Here is a 22,831-nt window from a genome sequence, read left to right on the forward strand (position 1 = left end):
AGCAGTGACTTTAATCTACAATGAAGGCCAATAAGCTATCGATAGAATATTGGCCTTATTAGTGAATATATGAGGTTTTATAATAAATGCTTAACTTGTTAGTTTCCTAGATTCGCACAATAATGCCTAACTTTCTGCATTCATTTGATCACGTAATAAACGTTCAAACTTCTCAGCCGTTACTGGTGGACTAAACAAATAGCCTTGCCCAAATTCACAGTTAAGACTGGTTAAAAATTGCATTTGCTTTTCATCTTCAATCCCTTCCGCAACAACTTTTAAATTAAGTGCTTTAGCCATTGCAGTGATTGCTTTAACCAGTGATTGATCCGCCTTGTTATTCGTTAAGTTCATGATAAAAGCGCGGTCGATTTTTAACTTAGTAAATGAAAATTTCTGTAAATAACTCAGTGCAGAATATCCCGTCCCAAAATCATCAATACTCAGTTCAACACCCATATCACGTAACGATTTCAGCATATCAAACAATTCGCCTTCTTGATTAATCAATAAACTTTCAGTTACTTCAACATCTAATTTTTCCGGTGGTAAACCGGTTGTTAATAAAACCTGCTGAATTTCTGCCAATAATGACTCACAATGTCTGAATTGTACGCTAGAAAAATTGATAGCAATTTGTAAGGGAGCAAGTTGTTGCCATTCCGCTGCTTGGTGTGCTGCGGTATTTAAAGCAAAACTACCTAACTGGTCAATTAAATCATTTTTTTCAGCCTGAGCAATGAACTCATCGGGTGGTACAAAACCTAGTTGACTATCTGTCCAGCGCATTAATGCTTCCGCCCCAATGATTTTTTGAGTGCTTAGGTCAATCAGTGGTTGATAGTACATTTCTAAGGTATTTTCTATAAGTGCGGCACGTAAACGTGTATTAATAGCCACCTTACGATTTACATCGTCATTCATCTTCGATTCAAAGAAGCTAAAGTTATTTCGCCCTGTATCTTTTACTTTGTAAAGAGCCATATCCGCACTTTTTAATAAGTTTTCTGCATCTGTGGCATCATCAGGAAAAACCGCTAAGCCAATACTGGTAGAGGTATGAAATAGATGTTTATTCATTTGAAATGGTTGATCAAATAAATGTAGTACCTTAACGGCTAGCTCTTTAGCTTGCTCTAAATCTTGCAACTCATCAATGATCACCATGAATTCATCACCACTTAAACGAGCGACGGTATCTGTTTTACGCAGTGCTAGTTTTAATCGCTTACCTGTTTCCTGCAAAATGATATCGCCTGCAGCATGCCCTAAAGTGTCGTTAACTTGTTTAAAATTATCTAAATCAATATACATGATTAAGATTTTTTTACGGCTACGTTGGCAATTATTGACGGCATCATTTAATTTTTGCAGGCTATAACTTCTATTTGGTAAGCCTGTTAATGAATCATGTGTTGCTTGATAGGCTAACTTTTCTTCGGATAGTTTTCGTTTTTTAACCTCTTTCTCTAACTGTAAATTATGCGTTGAAAGTGCTGTTTGTTGTTTTGTTGAATGATGGATTTGTGTTCGCAGCAGACTATTTTTACGTTCAATATAAAACAAATAATACAAGCCAGAAAATACTGGAATAGCCAATAAAGAGAGTAATAAAACAAACCATTTAGAGGTAAATAAGTCTTTATCATCAACACCCTCAACCCAAGCTTCTAGGGTGAAAGGAGTATTTTTTACTTTTTTCTTTAAATGAAAAGAATGCACACGATCATCACCTAGATTGAAATCTTCTGGATTTTTTAAGGAATTCCAAACAAATAAGCTACCGTACTCATTTAATAATCGAATATAACTGCCAGTACCTTGGTATTGTTGCGCATTGAGCAATGCAATGATACGTGACTGATCATATTCACCAACCATCACTGCAATCGCTTTATTTTGGAAATACACAGTCGTAGATAAACGCAGACTTAACTCATTTTTATTCTTATTAACTAATAATGTCTGATACTCAGACTGTAATGCTAGTAGGTCTATATTGTCGCGATTAAATTCTCTTTGCTGTGCAGTGTCGGCGATAATTGTGTCATCCAATGCTAGTAATGTAATACGTGAGAAGTAAGGCGGACGTTTATCCTGATTTGGTTGTATACGCTCGGCAAGTAATTGTTGGACATTAAACAAACTTGCTCTTAGGCCATAGGTCATTGACATACCTGAATTTTTATTAGCAAAAAAGGTGCTTACTGTTTTGTTTTTTGCAATAAAACTGAGGCTACGATTTGAAAGGTCAAAATAATTACTTAATAATTCGGCATAATGTTGTATTTTTAAATGCAGTTCATTATGTTGCGATTCTTGTAATTTTGTTTGCCCAACGTTAGTTACAGTTAAAATTAATAGCAAGTAACTTGCTAACATAACACTACCGAATAATAGGCTATTTTTACTGGTTAACCATTGGCGAATAATCATCCTCATTGATTTTTTATCTTGAAAAAGTCAGGATAAAAATTAAAAACGGAAGGGTAATATTTCTTAACTAATTGATTATATTCACCGCTTCTTTTCATTTTCTGCAGGTATTGATTGAAAGCCTCACGCAATTGTGGAGAGTCTTTGCGAAAGGCGACAGCCATTCTTTGGTCATCTGAAACAGGGCCGATTACTTTTATTTGGCCGGGCCATTTTTGTAGTGCTATTAACGTATCTGGTACATCAAGTAATGTACTTTCTGCATCATTATTGAGAATGGCGGGTATCATTTCATTCAGTTTTAGATCTGTAATAGGCAATATGATATTTGCCTCAGTATCGTATAAATTATATAAATCAGGATCGAGGCAAGTTTGTTTCATCGCTAAAACATCATGATTTTTTATCAGTTTTTTAACGGTAATAATATCTTGTTCAAGGCTACCTGTCGGGGTAATAGGTATTAAATCTGACTCAACCTTGGCCACTAACCAGACTGCAGATGGAAAGTAATCGGTTGCAAAATCAACAACTTCAGATCTCCATGGTAAAATGGTTGCCCCATTGGCAATAACGTCACCTTCTATTCCATGGTCAATATGACCTCTTTGTAATTGATTATTAATGTAACTCGCATTTTTTCCTGTTAGCAAGGTAAATGCATTTGACCAACTTGCTGTAATAAATTCATATTCAAGACCTAAGTGTTTGGCAAAACCCTGCATTAATTCGGCATCTAACCCGCCTACCACAGTACGATCACCCTCAGTATATAGTGTAATAAAATTCGCATAGGGTACGCCGATATGTCTTAACACCCCATCTGCTTTAATCTGCTCAAGATCTCTAGCGGTACTGACACTGCTATAAAAGCAAATTAGAAGAAGAGCGATTAAACTGCAAAGATATTTATATTTTGTTAGGGTCATTAAATAGGCCTTATCATGTAAAATTTTTTTATATCTAATATTAATGTTGAAAACTTACTGATTAAGCTCACTGGTTAAAGTAAAAGGCTCGGAGCTAACATTTTTAAAAACAGCACAATTGGTTAAAACTGCTTGTAACAATTTGTTTTATCGTTATTTATTTTTTCAGTGCGGTATTTGCTCGGCTAAGTTTCAAATGATGTACAAACAGTATAGACAGAAGTATTCAAACTTAAAGGTGAGATGTTGGAAGTATTAATTATTAGTTATGCTATCAAGCAGTAAAATACTGCATACTTTTTAGTTAAAAGAGCTAAATCAATTAAAACAATGTCAGCTTGTGGTGGATTAGAACGGCATGCTTGCTGATAATTTATACTCGATGTTGATTGAAAACGGGAATACGTAATGTAACCACATATCACCAGATCAATTCAATAAGGTATAAAAACCAGCAATCATTAACTTACTAAGAAGATTAGCTCATACCGTAAAATACATGCTGCATCGCATTAATTAAGTCATTTACGTCATCATGGTCATGGAATAGGTGAGTTGAAATTCTTAATGCATGGGTATCGACCGAGTCACTTTGTTGTATTTTAAAGTCAGTGGTACGAATAATGAATCCAGTTTGTTCGCGTAACCGATCTCTAAACTCAGTTAACGTTACTAAGTCGTTAACATCGTCAAAAGGATTAAAGCTTGTGATTGCACTGGCAAGTTGATCAATATCTGGTGAGTAGATAGCGGCACTTGGAAATGTTGTTTTTAATTGTTGTTTACAATATTTACTCAAAGCCAATACGCGTGCTTCAATGGTATCTCGGCCAATTTCATCCCACATTTCACATGCATCGGCTAATGCTTGTTTGGCTGGATAGTTGTCATTACCTATGTATTGTAGTTGTAGCTGTGTGCCTAAATAATCTGCATGGCCTAATGATGAATTGATAAACCACAATGGATTTTCGCGATCAGACCAGTACTGATCTAATCGTGTTGCACCATCTCGTACAAATAAGATACCCGTTGCACCTGGACCACATTGCCACTTATGCCCAGAACCTGCATAAAAATCACAATCAATGTCATGAAAATCTAGATCCAACATACCGATACTATGTGCACCATCAATAAGTGTTGGAATTTGGTTGGGAATGGCCACTTCTTGGCAGATTCGTTTTGCGGGTAAACGGGTACCGGTTTTGTAAGTGATATGTGAAAAAGTGATTAACCGTACTCTGCCTGCATATTGATTGGCAGCCAGTGCAAATAAATCAACAAACTCTTGCTCTGTAATACTGTTATCACCGCTATCTACAGGAATATCTAGATAAATAACTTCCACACCATAGCGTGCAGCAAGTACATGTAGTGGAGAATGCGCAGCAACATGTTCATGATGCGTGGTTAAGATCAGGTCACCATCCTCAAAATGTAAGCCATTAAGAATGCTGCACATGCCGTCAGTGGTATTGCGACTGAGTATAATTTCATTGGCATTGGCACCAAAGCCTGGTGCAATACTCTCTGTCATTTCTGTAACGTAGGGCCATGAACCAAATTTATTTTGCATATCCCATGGGTTTTTCGCCACGCTTAAATTATTTTTTTGATAATTATCTAATACACTTTTAGGCATAGAGCCGGTTGTACCAATATTCATATAAGTTGTTTTTTTATCTAAAACAAATTCTTTTTGTACTTTTTTCCAACGTTTTTTATCATGACGATGTCGATGCTGATCAAGTTTAAATCCTTTTGCACTTGCTTGAGCTGGCAATAAGCTAGCAGTGACACCGGCAGCGACTATGCCTGTTGTGACTTTTAAAAAATGCCTTCTAGCGGGAGAAACCTTTTTATTTTCAATCATTTTATGTCCTTTTTTAATGAAAGAATAAGAATAGTAGATATTTTCAAAAAGTGATTAAATTTAAAGAACATTTTTTAATCTTTAATTTTAAAGCTGAACGATTCATTGAGGAGACGGGAAATTGAAGGCTCGATATTGTAGATGAAGTAAATTGCAGATGAGGTAAATTGAAATTGGCATAAATGGAGGAATGTTGAGTGTAAACATTTAAAAATATGCTGTGATGGATAATTAGTCTAGTTTTGGGTTGTATCAGGCATTATTGATTTAATCATTTATCTTAAACATAAATAAAGTCTACCTTATCTACTCGAGTGCTAGTATGTTAATCTAGCAGTATTTTGGAGCATGCCATCAAAGGGTTAAATGATCTGTAATATTTCATAATGTTGTGTTTTATCTGCAATGGTAATGGCAACTTGATCGTCTAACTGTTGATTAAATAATGCGTGGCCCATTGGAGATTGAGGAGTAATAACCAGCACTGTATGTTGATCCCACTTTAATTTCATGCCGCCTGCAACGGGGCAAATCCATAAATATTTAGCTTGTTCTTGCTCGTCAAGGAGCACTATTAAAGCGCCTATTTCACCAATGGTTGATTTACTGGTGGATAAGTTAATACAGGCATCGAGATCCGCTTGGCACTGTATAACTCGTTGTGATTGCCCCTGTGCTAAATAGGCTGCTTCTATCGCTAAGGTATCATATCTACCCTCGGCAATATTTTCTTCACTGGTGGCGGCTTCATGTGCTTGCTTTGCTGCTAACTTGGCATTATTTAAAAGCTGTTGTAGATGTGTCATTAACTGTTGATGTAATTGTACTTTATTCATATATTTTGTTGCCAAGACTGACTGAAGGTTTGCTTATAGCGCGCATTATCAGTAACTACTTGTATAGGATCAAGTTACAATTGCAATAACTGCTTAACTGCTTAACTGCTTAACTGCTTTGAGCTGCCCCGTATAATGTTTGATATAAACCTTCTTCAACTAATAAATCTTGATGTGTCCCAGATTGGCTGACTTGTCCTTCTTCTAATACAAAAATAGTATCGGCTTGTTTCACTGCGGATAATCGATGCGCAACGATCAAGGTTGTTCGGTTTATCAAAAAGTCACTTAAAGCACGGTGTAATGCTGCTTCTGTTTGTGTATCTAATGCCGAGGTTGCTTCATCTAAAATCACTAATTGTGGATCTGTTAATACCATTCTTGCAATCGCAACACGTTGCCGTTGTCCACCTGATAAGCGTAACCCTTGTCGCCCTAGTGGAGTATCGAGACCCTCTGTCAGTTGAGTTTTAAGGTCACTTAACTGTGCAATATCTAAAGCATGCCATAATTGTTGATCACTATAGGTTAGACCTAATGATAAATTGTGGCGCAGCGTATCGTTAAATAATACAGGTTGTTGTAATACCACTGATATATTATCGCGAATGATATCGAAACCAATATCACTGCTATCTTCTCCATTGAACAGAATGCGACCATTATTAGGTTGGTAAACACCAATTAATAGCTGGATAAGCGTTGATTTTCCGCTTCCACTTGCACCAACTAAGGCAATTTTTTTACCTGCAGGAATCGTTAAACTTAAGTTGTTTAATATTTGTTGCTCGTTGTCGTATGCAAAGTTAACATTTTCAATGATTACTTCTGTTGCCTGCTTTTTAAGGAAAGGATTTACTTTGCTAACTGGTCGCTGATCTTCCTCAAGCAGCATTAAAGTATTGATTCGTTTTAAAGCTGCTGCAGCGCTGTACCAAGAAAACTGTATATTGAGTAACTCCTGAACGGGGGAGAGCATAAACCAGAGGTAGCCAAATACCGCGAACATTTGTCCAATGGTTAAATCACTGAATAACACCATTAACATCGCGACAGCCCGAAATAACTCGAAACCTAATAAAAACAGTAAAAATGAGAAGCGACTTGCGGCTTCACTTTGCCAAGCATATTTATCTGCGCTATAGCGAATATTATCTGCTTGCTGTTTTAGTTGATGCAAAAAATCTTTTTCACGATTAGAGGCGCGTAATTGATAAATACCATCAAGTGTTTCAATTAAACGGTTTTGAAATGCTTCAAAAGTTTGATTTTCAAGTTTTTTCAAATGTTTGACTTGCGCACCTAACTTTCGAGAGCAATAAACGACCAGTGGATTGATCAATAAGATAAAAAGCCCTAAGCGCCAATCAATCCATAATAGAATAATTGCAGTGCCAATAACGGTTAATAAGCTGACAATAAAGCGGCTTAATGTACTGCCTAGAAATTTATCAATGGTTTCAATATCTGTGATTAAATGAGAGTTAATACCGCCACTACCACGTGTTTCATATTGGCGAATACTAATTCTTCCTACCTTATCTAATAATTGCTGTCGAATCTTACAAGTAATGGTTTTAGAGACGAGTGTAAATTGGCGGCTTTGCAAAATATTTAATAACTGGCTAATGGTACGCATTAGAATAACAGCGAAAAAAATAACCATGATATAGCTTGCAGGTTGTTGCCAATTTGTAGGTAAAAATTGGTCCATTAAGGCGACACCAGAGGCGGGTTGTTTTAATAATATTTCATCTACCATTAGCGGCATTAGTAGGGGAATAGGCACACTAATTAAGGTCGCTAAAATAGCAATGATGTTTGCGATAATAAGACGTTTTTTATGTTGTTTAGCCTGTTTTATTAACCAAGGCCAATCTATTGTAGATGTTATATTCACACTGATAACCCAACTAGTTTATGAATAGAAATATTCGTTGCATTAAGCCCTATATTGACTACTTTATTAATCAATATACTGGCCAATATCCACTGTATCAATCTGTTTTTTATCTAAAAACTTATTCGCATATTGTAAATAAATACCACTGCTTAAAAACAGTTTAAAAATATCCATATCAACATCCTGTTGCAATGCCATGTTATATAAAATATCAATGGCAATACTGAGGGATTTAGCTTTTTTATAAGGTCTGTCAGTTGTTGTTAACGCTTCAAAAATATCGGCAATCACTAAAATTCGCTCAGGAATCGATAAATCCTTGGCACTGAGCTGGCGAGGGTAACCTGTCCCTTTTAGATTTTCTGAGTGTGTGGAGGCATAACGAGGTACGTTAGCAAGCTCAGGCGGAAAATGAAGGCTGTCTAATATTTTAATCGTGCTGGCTACGTTTTGGTTGATTTTAAATCTATCCTCCACGGTTAACGTACCGCTACTAATGGATAAATTATATAACTCACCTAAATTATAAAGGTACTTAGGCACTTGCATTTTTATGGCAAACTTAGGGTCAAATTCAAGTTGATTATCTCGCTTGATAATATGTTCGTTTTTGTCGCTTAATAATTTTTCTGTTACTGGTAATTTTTGTTTTTTACCCGTTAAGTTAAGCTCTTCAATCAAGGATAAACCTAATCTATCATCAAAATAGCGTAACCAAGTTTGCTCTCCAATTTTTTGTAAGCGTAAAATATCTTGTTGCACCATAAAGGTATCGCCAATATTTGCTTTGGCGACAAATTCAAAATCTCGCATTAATTGTAATTGTTCTTTTATTAATGCTTCTTTAAGTGGTTTATTGCGTTCAGGGTGCGCTCTACTTTGTTGATAATAAGTGATCTCTGCATCGCGCCATAACACTTCAAAACGCATCCGTATTTCATGAATTCGATTATAGTTTGCTTCTAATTTAGTACCTTTATTAATGATATGTTCAGGTGTGGTTATCTTACCTAAGTCATGTAACCAAGCTGCTAGATTAAATTCTTGCTGCTGATCTTCATTTTCAAATTTAAAGTCTGTAAAGGGTGCTAAGTTAGAGGCTTGTGCCGCTTTTACGAGCATTAAACCAAGTTCAGGTACTCGATTGCAATGTCCCGCTGTATAAGGTGATTTATCATCAATGGCCTGTGCAATGAGCTTAATAAAAGACTCCATCAATTGCTTCTGCTCAGTTTGATAAGTTTCAATAGAGAGACTCATCTCAATAAGTGACCGATCTAAATTCTGTATTTCACTGATGTTGCTAGTGTTTGTTGTTAATTGTTTAAAGTGACGCATTTTCACTTTCTCAATATTTCGCTGCAACGCATTCAATGGATTAATAATTGATGAAGAAAATAGCCATAAAAAGGGTAACAACAATAATAAGCACAGTAGGCTTAGCAACAGAATCATTATTAGTTGCTGTGTGTTCTCCGCCATTAATTGCTGTTTAGGGATAACTAATGCTAAATATTTATTCACACCATTTATGCTGTTGATAGAAGTGATATAAACATAATAGGGTTGTTGATTCAAAGTGGTCAGTATAAGTTGGTTAAGCTTCTGTTTTTGTTGTATTAACGGTATTAATGCAGGGTAGGGAGCTGTAGGTAATTGATGGCCATTACTAAATGCTTTATTAGCCTGATTTGATGCTATTAATTGACCCGATTGGGTAACAATATAGGCTTCATGGAATGTGCTATTGAGCTTGTCTTCACTGTTTTTCAGATCGTTTTGTAATATTTCAGGCAAGGTATTTAAAGTCATGTTTATACCCAATACTATATTAGTTTCAGGCACCTTTATTGAGTAGGTTTGGCCAAACGTTTTAGAGTATGGGAATAAGTAAGGTTTTGATTTTTTCACTGAATTAATGACTGCGTCTTGAAACCAAGCTTGTTGTGTTAAATCATAATTAGTTTCTTCCTGATATTGCTTACGTAAATTAAAGGATTGATCAAAGTAATAAAATGTTCGAATGCGTTGCTCCCCCTGTCCATTAATTGAGATTAAAAGCCACCAGTCTGACGCCACACTTTGTGAGGCAGGATCGTTGTGTGCCGCATTTAGGTTAACTAGCTGCTGCACATTGCCATTGTCAAAACCAACAGAAATACTATGGTAGGCGGAGTTGTTGTGCATTAACGTCGTCAGCATTTGTAGTGCTTTTGGTGTAATTTTTTTATTTTCAGTTAAGCGAGTGAAATTGGCTAATAGCAAACCGTCGGTGATGGCTTTTGCATTTATTTGATCAACATATTGATTGATCCTATTAGCTTCTGTTCGATATGACAGTTCGGTCGATTTTTGCAGGGTTGAGTGGCTAAAGTAATATTGCAAAGCAAGTGTAGTAGAGATCGCCAGTACAAATACAAAGATGAATACTTTAATGACGAGGGTACGGATAGAGCGCATCGGTTTTTGCGAAGCTTGAGACATAATTCATCCTGATTATTAATACATAAGTCCATATTGTTAGACTGTTGGTTTATTTATATTTTTGCTCTCATGTGTATTAATATCTATTAGAAGTTATTTAGTCGCTTTTAATACCAAAATGTTGATTGATATTTTGAGGGTTTTTAAGGCGTTTTAATTTTGCAGAGATCGGTAAAATAATGACCTGAACGATTGCAACCGAACTTACTAACCTATTTTGATTGTTAGCTGTCCAATACAATCTGTTAACAAGACTAACAGGGCTTGTTTTGATTTGCCCGGTAGTCTTGTATTATGGTCACTTTATTTCAATGTGATTAACTATCTTTGATGCGTATTTTGCCATTCTTTTGCTTTGTTAATTAATGGCACAATGCTCGAGCCTTGTATAAGAATTGAAAATAATACAACACCGTATGTGATCACCAAAATAATCTCACGCACATCAATTTGTTTCTCTGGTAATACCCAAACGCCAGCTGGAATAGCCATTGCCATGGCTAATGCTAATCCGCCTCGTAAACCGCCCCAGGTTAAAATCTTCACTGAATATGGGTTGTAACTACGAAATTGATTAAAACCTACATAACATAAACGAACGCTCAAATAACGAGCTAATAATACTAACGGGATAGTAATAAGCATGATGATCCAGTCTTCACCATGGAAGCTAAATTCCAACATGCTTAAGCCAATTAATAAGAATAATATGCCGTTTAAAAACTCATCGACGAGTTCCCAAAAGTGATCTAGTTGTGCTTTACTCTCTTTAGAGAAACCATTTTTTCTAGTCCAATTACCAATCATGATGCCAGCGACAACCATGGCGAGTGGACCCGATACTCCGATCATTTGGCCAAATACATATCCAGCAGTAGGGACACCAATTGTTAGCAATAATTCCATGGCATGGTCATTAGTGGCACTAATTAAATAATGAAATATTAATCCAAGCGCAAAACCATAGACAATACCGCCAATCGCCTCATGCAAAAACATCATTGAAACACTTTCTATTGATACTGGCTGACCAGAGAAGGCGATGCTAAACAAGGTAACAAAAATAACTAAACCAAAGCCGTCATTAAATAAAGACTCACCTTCAATTTGAGTTGATATACGTTGCGGAGCATCGAGTTTTTTGACAATAGCTAAAACAGCAATCGGGTCCGTAGGTGAAATGAGTGAACCAAACAGTAAACAGTAAATAAGGTCAAAAGGAATGCCGATTAATTGGCAAATAAAATACAGAGCAAAGCCAATGAAGAAAGTTGAAAATAAGGTCGCCCCTAAAGCTAAAGCGGTAATCTCCCATTTTTGGTCTTTTAAGCTTTCTAATTTAATGCCCAAGCCGCCTGCAAATAGCAAAAAGCCTAACAATCCATTTAATAGAAAGTGCTCAAAATCTAATTTTGCGAGTTGTGTAATGGCGGTATCTTGTAATTGCGTAAAACCATTTTTACCTGCGACGACGATTAATAAAGAAAAAAGTAATGAGCCGGCAGTAATCGCAATGGTAGTTTGCCATTTACCTAATTTACTATTAATAAATGTAATCAACATTGCTGCTGCGGCGAGGAAGCATAAAGTGGCGTATACAGACATAAAAATAACCTAGGGTAGAAATAAAAGCATAAATATAATGCGAATCAGTAGCAAATACTATGCTTAGTTTATTATTTTATTTTTTGAATAAATATCAGCATTAGAACTACCTACTGCTTAGTATATTTCATTATAAAGAGCGATGGTCTTTTACCTTGAAATTTTGCATTTTTTCTCATAGCTGCTTTCTTCCTGATACGTTGATCTTTTTAGTTAAAATTTAACCTGAAAAATCAATACTTGCGTCGAAAACTGACTATCTAATAACGCTAATTTAATTTGGGTGTGAGTACGAATGTGACCGCTATCAAGATTATTGTCCTCTAGGTTCAAAGGTGATTATGAGGTTAATTTAATTTTGTGCGAGATCGACCATTGTAGTCGTAATAGATCCTCACTTTGATTTACTTATTTAATACATTATTAAACTTGGTTTTTTAGTTAAGTAATTGATTTATATTTATATAATTGTTTTTTATGCATATGTTTGATTAACCGTTGATGTTTAAGTCCTCTTTATCACTATGATGCGCAGTATTATCTATTCCGCAAACAAGGACGTAGATAGTTTACAGGATGTAGACTCGATACGGATAGCAGGATACAACAGGATGTTGTAACACGGTGAATAAGGATTATTTGTCGTATCAGGATGATGAAAGGAAACTTCAAGGATTGGAGTGAGATAAACCGGATTGTTTATCATTAAGGAAAAGCAAGGACGACATTACAGGATGTAATAGGGACACCTTCCAGGGAAAGGGAGCTGTTAATAAGCAGGATGTTTATTAAATAAGGATATATCAAGGATGAAACCAGTAGGATACTGGATTGATAAACAGGATGTTTATCGTATATGGATATAAGCAAGGAAGAAGCCCAAAGGATTTGGGAAGTGGACGCCTAGTATGGCAATAGTCAAAGGGATGTATTGCATGGAGCAATTTCTATCACGGATTTGATAGTGTGACTAAAATTAGGGCAGCTTAGGCTGCCCTTTCCTATTTTAGAGCCTGTCAAATAAACCCTGTAAATATTTTCTTATACATCAGTTGCTTACGAATCCTAATCCCTCTCCGTTTTCCTTGCTAGCTTTAACCTTTGAGTGTTGTTAAATTACCCATTCCTATTTTTAGTGGTTTCATGCTTTGCTTACTGCCTCTGTTAGCGATTTTATGAATCATTTTTTACATTGATTAATAGCCATTCAGAACGTACTCTAAGTCATTTTTGAGAGATCTTAATATGAGCACTTTTGCCGCGGTAGAAATCCCTTTTAATTTTCGAAATACTTGTTGGTTTTGCGGTGAGCCAAGTGATAAAAAAATTAAGTTCCCTAAGCATGATTATGAAATTAATATTTTAGATCATCAGCCTCTCAGTCTCCCAAGTTGTAAAGAATGTGCAAACATTGTTAAACGCTCGGCTTTCCCTTCCATTTACAGCTATCGCGATGCCATTAAACAAGCGCTTACTAGTAAACACCAAAAAGTATTGAGTATTGGATCGAATTGGACAAAAAAAGAGCTTGAAGAGTCAGAATTAGAAGGCAGTGCGTTCGAAGGTTTTAAACGCAGTGCATGGCCAATGTTTGAAATGATGCAAGCACGTATTAATTATCAGGGCTGGCCGCTGATCATTAATAACACGCGATTAGAAGTGAATAGTGATAACGATAGTTTTGAGTTTGACGGTGTTGTTTATGTTTCACTAGATGATGCAGTGAATCATGCCGTTAAAACGTTTTTTCTAGATGAAACATTATTCACACGAGTACTTAGTGTGTTAGGAAAAAATAAATTCAGCCAAGCAATACGTTTATGTCGTTTATATCCAAATTTAACACCTAAAACTCGAGAAGATGTATTTTTGGAAATATTAGATAGTATTGGAATATAAATAAATGTAGATAGCTTATGAAGGTGTAGTGTCATGAGTATTTGATTTTATTAAAAAGGAAAGAGTATGACGGATAAAGTGCAACAAGCAAAAGCACCAACAGTGAACAAAAAAAAAGTAAGTGAAGAAGACCAGCAACAATGGCTAGATGCAGTACATTTTGGTAGCTGCTGTAGTGATCCATTACTATCAAATGATGATCAAAAAGAAAACGATGATTGTAGTATAAACAAAAAATCGGGTATCAATCAGAAGTAACGACACCTAACCTTAGCGTAAATAGCAAACATAAAAAAACCAAGAGTTAATTATAACTCTTGGTTTAAAGGTGTTAACTATTGTTAATAGTAAAGTTATTATGCTTTTTTGTTACGACGAGATAATCCAAAGCCTAATAGACATAAACCTAATAATGCTGTTCCCGCTGGAGCTGGTACTGTTGTTGCAGAGAAAGATACTGCATTTTTTGTACCATTCGATGTAATTATCCATGTACCAGCAGTTTGGTCTAGTAAAGGATTTGTGCTTGTTAAATAACCACTACCACCAACAGATTTAGCACCTAAAATACCAGGAGTAAAACTATTTACTGATATAGAGCTAACTTGGAAAGTAAACGTTCCAGCGGTCCATAAAGTGTAAAGAGGAACATTGCTAACATCTAATGTGGTAAATGCTGCAGCAGTTCCTTCTAGGCCATCAAAATCACCCGTAGCAAGGTTATCACTTCCATTAACCAATACGCCTGGATCAAAGGTAACTGTAGCGATAGTGTTGCCTGTATTAGTAATAACTGCGCCACCAACAAAATTAATAATACCCTCAATTGGTCTTGCTGAAGCAGTATTTGATGCAAATAATATTACTAGCGAAGCTGCTGCTAATGAAATAAATTTTTTCATGTGATGATCTCCTTATTTATAAATGGACAATTCCATATGCTTAATAGATAGCATATTGTGTGCCAATAAATTTTTTTATATTTATCAGTTATTTACGATTAATTTTCGGTGTGGATGCTGTCTATGTGTAAAATTATTCAACTGTCTCTTTTGGGGTAAAATTATTAACAAATAAGAGTTAACTATTTGTTTTCTTTTTATATTCATAAGTTAAAGTGTTTTTTGTTGCCTAATTGTTTGTTTTTATTGTTATTTTTTATTTGTGGCTGAGGTGCTTGTGGTTAAAGTGGGTGATGCTGAAATTTTTATAAAATAAATTAGTGTAAAATTTTTCGATATTTATTTTTATATTTATTTTTTATTTTGTAATTGTGTGTAAAAGAGAAGTGAAAATAAATTAGCTACAGGGAGTTGCTGTAATAGTGAGAGACTGTTTCATTTTGAAAGTTGTTGTCGTGATTTTAGGCTTGCTTATGATCGTGCTATAAGTTTACAAGAAGCTGGATATCACGTGCAGATCTGTACATTTTGTGACACCCACATTACGCCACGTAATTTACTGATCCAAGCGTCACTTAAATATCCCAATGCTGTTCAGTAGCTGATCATACTCGCTTAATTTTATTAATTAATAATACTAACATTCCACCCAATAGCCCCCAAATAACTGAACTTAACCCCCACAATGAAATGGGGGAAGCGGTGATTAATAATGTAAAAGTGGCTGCTTCATTAATGTATTTGTGTTCGCTATTGATACTTTGTTGCAAGCTATGTGTGATGGTGCCAAATAAAGCAATGCCAGCCAAAGCAAGGATCAGTGAACTTGGCAATAACGCAAAGCACGCCATAATATAAGCTGCAAATAGACCTAATACTATATAGAAAATACCAGCCCAGAAGCTTGCCCAATAGCGTTTTTTTGGATCTTGATTAACGTCTTCAACCATACATAGTGAAGCACTAATTGCTGCTAAGTTAAGGGCATAACCACCAAAAGGAGCGGCAATGATATTAATTAATCCACTAATAGATAAAATAGGCTTGATCGGAGGTCGATATCCAAAACTATGCAGCATTGCAATACCTGGCAAATTTTGAGCTGCCGTTGTGACAATGAATAAAGGCAAACTAATAGCAATCACTACTGACCATGAAAAATCAGGTTGAATAAATTGCCATTCACTCCACTGCCATTCAATTGTTTTATTTTCAATAAGTTGTAATTGCCATGCGAGAATAATGGCAACTAAAGTGACGATTAATAATGTCCACTGAGGTGCAAAGCGCTTAGCCAATAGATAGCTGATCAACATGGCAATAATCAAGTTCGGCTGTAAGTTTATTTGTTCAAAAACTGAAAAACCAAAAGACAGTAAAATACCGGCTAACATAGCAGAAGCTAGTTGTGAGGGTAACCATTTAAATAACCTATCTAAAGGAACCAATAATGGGAAAAAACAGAGTAAAACAGCACTAACGATAAAGCCTGCAATAGCTTGATTAAGAGTAAACCCCTGTACGTTAGCAATTAATAACGCCGCTCCAGGTGTCGACCAAGCAATTAAAATAGGAGCGCAGTAATGCCATGACAGCAGCATACTTAAGCTTCCCATACTGACACCAAGTGCTAAAAACCAGCTCGCGACTAAGTTAGCATCTCCACCTAAATTAATCACCGATTGATATATTAATGCCACTGAGCTAGAAAACCCGACAATCACCGCCATTAAACCTGCACTCATTGCTGCAATTATTGCATTGATGGGTTGCCAAACTGCTTTCATAATATATCCTGTGCGTTATAACGTATTAAGTTTCAAGTTAACACTGACTGTTATAACGCACAAGGAAAATATGTCGAACATAATTAATAAAACAGTAGCAGCACAGTTAAAAAAAATTCGTGCAGAAAAAGCGTGGAGCTTAGAAAAAACAAGCCAAGCCTGCGGTGTTTCTAAAGCGATGTTAGGCCAAATTGAACGGGGAGAGTCTAGCCCGACTGTGGCTAAACTATGGAAGATCGCAACAGGTTTTTCTTTGCCATTATCTTACTTCTTGCAACAGGAAAGCTTAGTCCCTGTTAACCATGATATTGATGTACAAATCAGTGATGCACAAAATAATGGAGAGTATATCGGTGATGCTAAGCAATTAAATAAGCCTATTAATACATTGGTTGAAAACTTTACCCAAGATAAAAATCTTAGTATTGATACTATATTTACTTATGATAATGACACAGGAATAGAAGTTTTTGAATTAACTTTTGCTGTCGGTCACCAGCAACAATCTACCCCTCATCAACTAGGTGTTATTGAACATATTATTGTGACAACCGGTACTATGCAGTATTTTGTGGATCAGAAGTGGACCACATTAAAAGTGGGCGATAAAGCGAAGTTTTATGCGGATAAAGCACATATATATCGTAACATTGGTGATATTCCGCTGCATTTTCTTAATATTATTCATTATCCTAAGTGACTTAGTGTTAAATTTATAATCGCTACTGACAGGTTTTTCAATATCAAAAATGGATTGTCTATTTTATAAAAAATCAGGAATTAATTGGCAATGAAGAGAATAAAACAATTATTGATTATTTGTATCGGGCTAAGTATGTGCATCGGTGTGCAGGCTGACCAAGCACAACGCGTGAGCCAAAAAGAAGCAACGCTAGCGTTACAGTTTTTAAAAGATGAAAATATTCATCTTATTAAAAAATTCTGTACACCCTGCGGTGACCAATTGCCGCAGAATGTGCTGATCGATACAGTAACAATACAGGATGCGCATTATAAAGGTTTATGGGAATTAGTCGTTAATGGACAAGCCATTGATCTTGCTTATTATTACTTGCCAACACAAGACCGTTGGAAAAATTTTGCAAGGGTTGTCGATATTTATGTCGACGATATGCCAAAATATTTAGAAAGCAGTGCACTGCAGTTAAAAACTGAAGGGGCTGAAGGTTGGTATATTGATAAAGAGAGAAAGATAATCAGTAGTAAAGAACTAACAGTCGGTTCGCTTATGGCATTGTTAGGGCGAGGGCAGCATCAGAAGCTTACTGTCTTTTTTCAAGCTACGGATAAGTTAGCCTGCGAAGATGGATCGTTAAAAGATAATAAAAGTTTGCCGATGTACCTTAATGGGACCTTAGTAAAGTTCAAACAACAGTGTAATGGTGACGTATTAACTTTTTTTGCAGAGACTGAAGCGGGTAACGATTTTGTGCTAGAGCAGTTTATACAAGAGTCAGAAGTAAAGTTAAGTCCTTATGCGACACAGGATGCTTTTGTTTTTATTAACAAAGGTTTCGAAAAGTTATATAAACGTGCGCTTTTAATCGCACGTTAAAGGTTAAAATTCTATCAATTTTCAGAAGGTACAGAATGACAATGGTTAGCATTTATTATTTAGAAATGAAGCAGGCTGAACAGCTTAAACCCAAACAGCCGATTCCTGGGCTAACCATTGCCGAAGCAGAAATTAAGAATTATCGTTTTAACCGGTTTTTATATTCCTTGGTAGGTGAGCAATGGCAATGGTTTGATAAACTTAATGATACCGAAAAAACTTGGAAAGCCTATGCTGAACGTGATGAATTGCGTACTTGGGTAGCTTATTATCAAGGTAGTATTGTTGGATATTTTGAGCTCGAGATAGGTGACCAGCAAGCAGTAGAGATTAAATATTTTGGGTTAGCGCCTGAATTTATCGGCCAAGGTTTTGGTGGATATTTATTAACTTATGCCATTCAGCAGGCTTGGACAGTATGTCATGCAAAGCGTGTTTGGGTTCATACCTGTAGTTTAGATCATCCAAGTGCACTGGCTAATTATAAAGCCAGAGGATTGGTTTTGTATCAACAAAAACAGGAGTAGGTGCCCGTTAAAGAAAATCATTCACAGGCTTTAATTTTTCATCACTGCGTTATGTCTATTAAATTACTATGGTAGCTGAAATACACTGGTGGTAGGATGCCTACTTTTTTAGAGACAAACTATGCCAGCGAGTTTATGCTTTTTAATTGCTACCTTTTTATGGGGTAGTTCATTTGTTGCTTTGAAAGCGGCAATTGATATTTATCCACCTTCCTTTGTTATTTTTTTGCGGATGTTAATTACTCTCCTCATTTGTTTTTGTTTGAAGCCTTGGATAAAACGCTTTAAATATCAGCAAGGTGATTGGAAGTGGTTATTAATGATGTCTTTAGCTGAACCTTGCTTATATTTTTTATTTGAAGGTTATGCCATGCAATATACCTCTGCCTCACAGGCCGGTATTATCGTTTCATGCTTACCTTTAATGGTCGCTTTTTTTGCTTTTTTTCTGATCCAAGAAAAACTCAGTAAGCAAATTATCATCGGATTTGGGTTGTGTATTGCGGGTAGTATTTTATTGAGCCTCGTTTCGCCTAATACAGACCATGCCCCTGATCCTTTATTAGGTAACACATTAGAATTTTTAGCCATGGTTTGTGCTGCATTTTATGTTGTTAGCATGAAACACTTATTGAATCGATATTCAGCGTTATCTTTAATCGCTTTACAGGGTTTATCTGGTACGCTGTTCTTTGCGCCATTCTTATTATTCATTGAGTTGCCTGCACAACATGATGTTAATGCGTTATTAAATATTCTTTATTTAGGCTCTGCAGTGACCTTAGGTGCCTATGGTATGTATAACTATGGATTGGCACGATCTTCAGTATTAACCGCCGCCGCTTATTCTAATTTAGTCCCTATTTTTGCACTGTTGTTGTCAGCATTATTGTTGAATGAAATATTAACTGTTTGGCAGTGGGCGAGTATTGCTGTTGTCTTTATAGGTATTCTAGTCAGCAAGCGTCATGCTCATGTGGAACATGCTAATGTATAATTATATGCTAGTAAGTAAATACTCTGTTCGCATGTAAATAGTAGTTGCTGTTTACATTTTTTAAGGGATAGATTTCTATGAATTATCTGGCTCATCTACATATTGCAGAGGTTACAAATACGAGTTTTAGTGGTAATTTCCTAGGAGATTTTGTTAAAGGAAATCCTGAAGGATTGTTCCCTAAAGAGATTGTTGAAGGTATTAGATTACATCGTTATGTTGATAGTTTTACCGACAAACATACCCAAGTACTTGCTGCTAAATTATTATTTCCTCAATCATTGCGTCGATACGCTCCTATTGCATTAGATATGTTTTGGGACCATTTCTTGGCACGACATTGGTCGTCTTTCCATGCTTTATCTTTAGCTGAATTTTGCCAATTAGCAGAGCAAAATATTATTAAAGAAACAAACAATAAAGACGTATTGTTACCGGAACGATTTTTACGTGTTAATCATTGGGTTTGGCAAGATAAATGGTTGGAGTCGTATCAAAAAACTTCTAATATTGAATATGCCTTGCAACGCATGGCAACTCGCAGTGAACGAATGGCACCATTAGCGGAGACGGGCAAAATATTAAATGAGCATTACAACCAACTCAGTGATATTTTCTTTGAATTATATGGACATGTTTTACAAGCGAGTGATGAGTTTGTGGTTGATTATCGAAATTAACAGCTTTGATGCCCTTTCAATAGAGTTTGGTGAATAGAGCTCGGAGTGAATACAAAAAAGGAGACTAAATAGTCTCCTTTTTCATTTATTGACAAATAGCTCTCATTTATTAAGAGACAAAAGTATATTATTTTTCAGTAAACAAATGCTTAATATTTTGGAAGTCACTTTTACCTTCGGTGATCTCTTCAACTGATAAACCTGATACTTCATGTGGAAAAACTAACCATTCTTCGGACTCATGAATATAATAATCTGGCACCATATCAACGGCTTTATTTTTAGGCTTGTAATAAGGTGTTGCAATACGTACATCACGTGGCATGTTTAAACGCATCACTTCAGTTAACTTCTCTGTTAACGCAACAACACTGCGGCCAGAGTCAAAAACATCATCAACGATTAATAAACCATCGTCAGCATTGGCATTTTCAATGATGTAATGTAAACCATGTACTTTAATGGTTTTGCTTTGCTTACCAATCCCATAATAAGAAGAAGTACGTACCGCGATATGATCTGTTTCTACTTTTTTGTAGTCAAAGAATTCTTGAACTGCAATGCCAATTGGAGCACCACCACGCCAAATACCAACAATAAACTGTGGGCGAAAACCGCTATCGTATACTTGTGCAGCAAGACGAAATGAGTCTTCAAGTAATTGTTGTGCAGTGATAAAGACTTTGTCAGACATATCATTTTCCTCTGGAATTAATTTAGTCGCGCAGTTTAAACTAAAAAAGACCTTCGTGCACAATTTGCTCAATAAAAATAATGATCGAAAGTAACTTTACAGGAGATTCTAGGGTTTAACGCGATGCATAAAGTAAATTATGCCATTTAGCGAAGGATTGTTTATTGATCTTAGCGAAGTAATACCGATTGTATTGATATCTGTTGTTATACCAAGTCCACTAAATAACCGGTTAGCCTTATTCGTTAAATGTATCTTTTGTGCATGAAATTGATTTATATTTCCTGTTCAATATTTGATTTGTTATTGAGTGAAATTGTTCTTAATCAGCAAAAAGTGCAGATAAATCGACGATACTGAACTGTTATCCATTGTCAGCGTAGCATTTATCTGCAGATCTATTTTTATTCGTTAACTTGGTTAACGCTGGTAGTGTCAGAAGCAAGATCACTTAAATTATCGAGTGTGGTTTGAGCGATACTCGTGAGGGCTTCTTTTGTTAAAAATGCTTGGTGACCAGTAAAAATAACATTATGGCAAGCAGATAGGCGTCGGAATATATCATCGGTAATGATTTCACTAGAGTGGTCATTAAAGAATAGATGCTCTTCTTCTTCATACACATCTAAGCCTAAACCGCCAATTCGACCTGATTTTAAAGCTTCAATGGCATCATGGGCATTTAACAATCCACCACGACTGGTATTGATAATAGTCACCCCATCTTTCATCAGCGCAAAAGTATCTTTATTTAATAAATGTTTATTGTCACTGGTTAATGGGCAATGCAAGCTGATCACATCGCTATTTGAAAATAGAGTCTCTAGGTCAACGTACTCTGCACCTAACGCTATTGCGTGTTTTGATGGGTAAGGGTCTGAAGCTAATATTCGACAACCAAAACCTTTAAAGATCGCCATGGTAGCAACCCCTATTTTACCAGTACCGATAATGCCGATCGTTTTACCATGTAAATTAAAACCCACTAGTCCCTCTAAAGAGAAATTAGCATCACGAGTACGTTGGTAAGCTTTGTGTGTTCGGCGGTTAAGTGTCATTAATAAAGCGATAGCATGTTCTGCGACTGCCTCTGGAGAATAAGCTGGAACACGTACAATCGTTAATCCTAGAGATTTGGCACAAAATAAATCGATGTTATTAAAACCTGCGCAGCGCATGGCAATATATTTAATACCTAATTGATGTAATTGCTTCAAAACCGGAGCACTTAAATCATCATTTACAAAAGCACAAATAGCATCAAAGCCAGAAGCTAACGCGACTGTTTGCAAGTTGAGCTGCGTATCGAAAAAGTTGATGCTAATAGGTGCTGAAATTAATGGCTTAAAGTGTTGAATATCATAACTGCGAGAACTGAACATGGCGACTTTCATAAAGGTGGCTCCCTATTAAATATTATTACTGAAATGAAGTTGTTATTTGTTGTAACCAAGATAGCAATGCATAATGTTTTATTGGTGAACTGAGTTTACAAAGAAATATTTGATCATCGTCCCATTTTATCACTAAGCTTAAGTAATACCAATCCATCTAACAATATGATCATTATTACTTTCCTTTATAAAAAAGGGGGCTCGATATTAATTAATGATGCTGCCGGACCTATTAATTTCAATGAATTTAATTATTTGCTAATAAGTGCAATAAATTTAACGTTATTATGGTCAACTAGGATCATG

The 22,831-nt window shown here is 35.9% G+C and carries 18 protein-coding genes; 7 read left to right on the forward strand and 11 right to left on the reverse strand.

What is annotated here, in order from left to right:
* Positions 1 to 126 precede the first annotated feature (126 nt).
* The 7 genes from MT390_RS14295 to MT390_RS14325 all read right to left on the reverse strand — a co-directional run bounded on the left by MT390_RS14295 (position 127) and on the right by MT390_RS14325 (position 12,069).
* Positions 127 to 2,442, reverse strand: coding sequence for a putative bifunctional diguanylate cyclase/phosphodiesterase (locus MT390_RS14295; protein ID WP_499441830.1), 2,316 nt, complete (start codon positions 2,440 to 2,442; stop codon positions 127 to 129).
* A complete protein-coding gene (locus MT390_RS14300; protein ID WP_499441832.1) occupies positions 2,439 to 3,365 on the reverse strand; it encodes a transporter substrate-binding domain-containing protein in 927 nt (308 codons plus the stop codon). Before MT390_RS14300 ends, MT390_RS14295 begins: the two co-directional genes overlap by 4 nt.
* A 478-nt stretch (positions 3,366 to 3,843) precedes the next feature.
* Positions 3,844 to 5,241 carry an aminotransferase class V-fold PLP-dependent enzyme gene (locus MT390_RS14305; protein ID WP_499441834.1) on the reverse strand — a complete coding sequence of 466 codons (1,398 nt, stop codon included), beginning with the start codon at positions 5,239 to 5,241 and terminating at the stop codon, positions 3,844 to 3,846.
* A 362-nt stretch (positions 5,242 to 5,603) separates the two neighbouring features.
* Positions 5,604 to 6,077, reverse strand: coding sequence for a transcription elongation factor (locus MT390_RS14310; RefSeq protein WP_499441836.1), 474 nt, complete (start codon positions 6,075 to 6,077; stop codon positions 5,604 to 5,606).
* Between the two features lie 109 nt (positions 6,078 to 6,186).
* Positions 6,187 to 7,983, reverse strand: a complete 1,797-nt coding sequence (locus MT390_RS14315; RefSeq protein WP_499441887.1) for an ABC transporter ATP-binding protein — start codon at positions 7,981 to 7,983, stop codon at positions 6,187 to 6,189.
* A 60-nt stretch (positions 7,984 to 8,043) separates the two neighbouring features.
* The gene (locus MT390_RS14320) at positions 8,044 to 10,464 is read right to left on the reverse strand and encodes an HD domain-containing phosphohydrolase (protein WP_499441838.1); all 2,421 of its coding nucleotides are present in this window, start codon (positions 10,462 to 10,464) and stop codon (positions 8,044 to 8,046) included.
* A gap of 321 nt (positions 10,465 to 10,785) precedes the next feature.
* A complete protein-coding gene (locus MT390_RS14325; protein ID WP_166373036.1) occupies positions 10,786 to 12,069 on the reverse strand; it encodes a cation:proton antiporter in 1,284 nt (427 codons plus the stop codon).
* 1,245 nt (positions 12,070 to 13,314) lie between these two features.
* Here MT390_RS14325 and MT390_RS14330 point away from each other — a divergent pair.
* Both MT390_RS14330 and MT390_RS14335 read left to right on the forward strand, forming a co-directional pair.
* Complete coding sequence (locus MT390_RS14330; protein ID WP_166373035.1) at positions 13,315 to 13,968, forward strand: hypothetical protein; 654 nt, start codon at positions 13,315 to 13,317, stop codon at positions 13,966 to 13,968.
* Positions 13,969 to 14,034: 66 nt separating this feature from the next.
* Complete coding sequence (locus MT390_RS14335; RefSeq protein ID WP_499441840.1) at positions 14,035 to 14,226, forward strand: hypothetical protein; 192 nt, start codon at positions 14,035 to 14,037, stop codon at positions 14,224 to 14,226.
* A gap of 98 nt (positions 14,227 to 14,324) precedes the next feature.
* Here the strand turns inward: MT390_RS14335 and MT390_RS14340 are convergent, their stop codons facing one another.
* Positions 14,325 to 14,870 (reverse strand): hypothetical protein, encoded by a 546-nt coding sequence (locus MT390_RS14340; protein WP_499441842.1) that lies wholly within the window; start codon positions 14,868 to 14,870, stop codon positions 14,325 to 14,327.
* Positions 14,871 to 15,475: 605 nt separating this feature from the next.
* Positions 15,476 to 16,657: a benzoate/H(+) symporter BenE family transporter gene (locus tag MT390_RS14345; protein ID WP_499441844.1), complete on the reverse strand. Its 1,182-nt coding sequence runs from the start codon at positions 16,655 to 16,657 to the stop codon at positions 15,476 to 15,478.
* A 70-nt stretch (positions 16,658 to 16,727) separates the two neighbouring features.
* Between MT390_RS14345 and MT390_RS14350 the strand changes: the two genes are divergently transcribed.
* The 5 genes from MT390_RS14350 (at position 16,728) to MT390_RS14370 (ending at position 20,437) form a co-directional block, all read left to right on the forward strand.
* Positions 16,728 to 17,357 carry a helix-turn-helix domain-containing protein gene (locus MT390_RS14350; RefSeq protein ID WP_499441846.1) on the forward strand — a complete coding sequence of 210 codons (630 nt, stop codon included), beginning with the start codon at positions 16,728 to 16,730 and terminating at the stop codon, positions 17,355 to 17,357.
* A gap of 90 nt (positions 17,358 to 17,447) precedes the next feature.
* On the forward strand, positions 17,448 to 18,233 hold the full coding sequence (locus tag MT390_RS14355) for a hypothetical protein (RefSeq protein WP_499441847.1): 786 nt from the start codon (positions 17,448 to 17,450) through the stop codon (positions 18,231 to 18,233).
* A 35-nt stretch (positions 18,234 to 18,268) separates the two neighbouring features.
* Positions 18,269 to 18,760 carry a GNAT family N-acetyltransferase gene (locus MT390_RS14360; protein ID WP_499441849.1) on the forward strand — a complete coding sequence of 164 codons (492 nt, stop codon included), beginning with the start codon at positions 18,269 to 18,271 and terminating at the stop codon, positions 18,758 to 18,760.
* A 121-nt stretch (positions 18,761 to 18,881) separates the two neighbouring features.
* On the forward strand, positions 18,882 to 19,757 hold the full coding sequence (locus tag MT390_RS14365) for a DMT family transporter (protein WP_499441851.1): 876 nt from the start codon (positions 18,882 to 18,884) through the stop codon (positions 19,755 to 19,757).
* 77 nt (positions 19,758 to 19,834) lie between these two features.
* Positions 19,835 to 20,437: an acyl carrier protein phosphodiesterase gene (locus MT390_RS14370; protein WP_499441853.1), complete on the forward strand. Its 603-nt coding sequence runs from the start codon at positions 19,835 to 19,837 to the stop codon at positions 20,435 to 20,437.
* A 127-nt stretch (positions 20,438 to 20,564) separates the two neighbouring features.
* On the opposite strand, the gene MT390_RS14375 is transcribed toward MT390_RS14370, so the two are convergent.
* Positions 20,565 to 21,131: a phosphoribosyltransferase gene (locus MT390_RS14375; protein ID WP_166373025.1), complete on the reverse strand. Its 567-nt coding sequence runs from the start codon at positions 21,129 to 21,131 to the stop codon at positions 20,565 to 20,567.
* Between the two features lie 404 nt (positions 21,132 to 21,535).
* Positions 21,536 to 22,525, reverse strand: coding sequence for a 2-hydroxyacid dehydrogenase (locus MT390_RS14380; protein ID WP_499441856.1), 990 nt, complete (start codon positions 22,523 to 22,525; stop codon positions 21,536 to 21,538).
* Positions 22,526 to 22,831 lie beyond the last annotated feature (306 nt).

The sequence above is a fragment of the Vibrio sp. 2-Bac 85 genome (genome assembly GCF_037546705.1).
Classification (GTDB): domain Bacteria; phylum Pseudomonadota; class Gammaproteobacteria; order Enterobacterales; family Psychromonadaceae; genus Psychromonas.

Excerpts from the sequence above, each read along its gene's own strand:
- MT390_RS14330 (WP_166373035.1), top strand. The coding sequence starts at position 13,315 with ATGAGCACTTTTGCCGCGGTAGAAATCCCTTTTAATTTTCGAAATACT.
- MT390_RS14305 (WP_499441834.1), bottom strand. The coding sequence starts at position 5,241 with ATGATTGAAAATAAAAAGGTTTCTCCCGCTAGAAGGCATTTTTTAAAA.
- MT390_RS14370 (WP_499441853.1), top strand. The coding sequence starts at position 19,835 with ATGAATTATCTGGCTCATCTACATATTGCAGAGGTTACAAATACGAGT.
- MT390_RS14320 (WP_499441838.1), bottom strand. The coding sequence starts at position 10,464 with ATGTCTCAAGCTTCGCAAAAACCGATGCGCTCTATCCGTACCCTCGTC.
- MT390_RS14335 (WP_499441840.1), top strand. The coding sequence starts at position 14,035 with ATGACGGATAAAGTGCAACAAGCAAAAGCACCAACAGTGAACAAAAAA.
- MT390_RS14365 (WP_499441851.1), top strand. The coding sequence starts at position 18,882 with ATGCCAGCGAGTTTATGCTTTTTAATTGCTACCTTTTTATGGGGTAGT.
- MT390_RS14310 (WP_499441836.1), bottom strand. The coding sequence starts at position 6,077 with ATGAATAAAGTACAATTACATCAACAGTTAATGACACATCTACAACAG.
- MT390_RS14345 (WP_499441844.1), bottom strand. The coding sequence starts at position 16,657 with ATGAAAGCAGTTTGGCAACCCATCAATGCAATAATTGCAGCAATGAGT.
- MT390_RS14375 (WP_166373025.1), bottom strand. The coding sequence starts at position 21,131 with ATGTCTGACAAAGTCTTTATCACTGCACAACAATTACTTGAAGACTCA.
- MT390_RS14355 (WP_499441847.1), top strand. The coding sequence starts at position 17,448 with ATGAAGAGAATAAAACAATTATTGATTATTTGTATCGGGCTAAGTATG.
- MT390_RS14295 (WP_499441830.1), bottom strand. The coding sequence starts at position 2,442 with ATGAGGATGATTATTCGCCAATGGTTAACCAGTAAAAATAGCCTATTA.
- MT390_RS14360 (WP_499441849.1), top strand. The coding sequence starts at position 18,269 with ATGACAATGGTTAGCATTTATTATTTAGAAATGAAGCAGGCTGAACAG.
- MT390_RS14380 (WP_499441856.1), bottom strand. The coding sequence starts at position 22,525 with ATGAAAGTCGCCATGTTCAGTTCTCGCAGTTATGATATTCAACACTTT.
- MT390_RS14350 (WP_499441846.1), top strand. The coding sequence starts at position 16,728 with ATGTCGAACATAATTAATAAAACAGTAGCAGCACAGTTAAAAAAAATT.
- MT390_RS14300 (WP_499441832.1), bottom strand. The coding sequence starts at position 3,365 with ATGACCCTAACAAAATATAAATATCTTTGCAGTTTAATCGCTCTTCTT.
- MT390_RS14325 (WP_166373036.1), bottom strand. The coding sequence starts at position 12,069 with ATGTCTGTATACGCCACTTTATGCTTCCTCGCCGCAGCAGCAATGTTG.
- MT390_RS14340 (WP_499441842.1), bottom strand. The coding sequence starts at position 14,870 with ATGAAAAAATTTATTTCATTAGCAGCAGCTTCGCTAGTAATATTATTT.